The organism is Tenacibaculum sp. MEBiC06402, assembly GCF_049239625.1.
Lineage (GTDB): Bacteria > Bacteroidota > Bacteroidia > Flavobacteriales > Flavobacteriaceae > Polaribacter.
On record NZ_JBMKKT010000024.1, the window covers coordinates 1 to 1,227 of the forward strand.

The window sequence follows — 1,227 nt, forward strand, 5'->3', positions numbered from 1 at the left end:
TAATTACCGAGTGGATTCAGACGAAGTCGAATCCGCCGTAATTACGGTTATACATTGTTAGCTGTTGTTTTTTAATAATTCCTTTGCTGATTCCATTAATTCTAAAACTATAGTTTTTGCTACTTTATATTCTCGAATTATTAAGTCTAATACAGATAGCATTGTTTTTTTCGATTCCTTTAGACTATTATAGTCATTAGGTAATTTCGAAAGTGAATTTCGCATAAACTCAACTCCGTCAATTGCATTATCAAGAGCAGAAGGAATTCTTTCAACACTTTTTATTGATTCTTTTACGTTTTCCAAGTCTTTAGTAATCAGAAAATGAATCATAATCGCTTGTTCATAAGCAAAAATTCCTTCTCCGAATGTTTCTGCAAAAATCTCACATTCGTTTTCTAATCGTTTAGAATAGATATTGATATTTTTTGAATATGTTTTAACAGATGCAACAACTTGTGGTGATTTAAATGATTGTCCAATTTCATTGTAATGTTCAAATTTTTCATTACTCGCATTTGTTTTTTCTGTCAGTTCTTCTAGCAGTTCTACGGTTTTGGTTGTAGATTCGTTAGAGTCAGCAATACAATTTGACTTTTCCGCTATATCAAAAATCGTTTGTGCATCTAGGTCTTCTCCTTTGAAAATCTTAATTGTTTCGTATTCAAAGTCTTTGTTCGTTAAAAGTTCGGTTATTTTTCGTTTCGCTTTTGTGTTTAATTGGTTCTTATTTGGGACTTCAATTTTCCATCTCTTTTTAACTTTCTTAATGTTCCGTTCTGATATTTCTATCCAGAAAGTTTTATCCCATTCAGGAATATGAGCAATCAGTAAAACTGGAATGTCAAAGTTTAACCAATAGTTGTAATGTATGTTAGAAATGTAATAGGTCAATCCTTTATTAGAAACGTGAAAATTCCCTTTTCCGGATTTAATTTGAGGCGCGATAAATTTTCCTGTAGGATTTCCGTTTTCAGATTGTTCAATTAGCGCATCAATTCCGACGTCTACAATCGGTTGTTCTCTAAAAACCCAATCAAACTCTTTAATGAAAATCTGCTCGGTAGCATTAATTCCAATTCTTTCAGTTTGATTATATCTCATAGTTTTTTTAAAATGACAGCTAACGTATTTGTGTATGATTTTTTGCGGGAAAAGGACGCGAGTCGTTTTCCGTTGTTGTGGAAAGATAATTAATAAGATTGAATTTCCGTTGAGGTCCCGAAG

1 protein-coding gene is annotated in these 1,227 nt (G+C 31.9%); it reads right to left on the reverse strand.

Annotated elements, in window-relative coordinates; all coding sequences use genetic code 11:
* Positions 1-57 precede the first annotated feature (57 nt).
* Positions 58-1,227: DUF4365 domain-containing protein (locus ACOSP6_RS00215; protein ID WP_422095665.1), on the reverse strand; the 1,170-nt coding region annotated here is incomplete at its 5' end.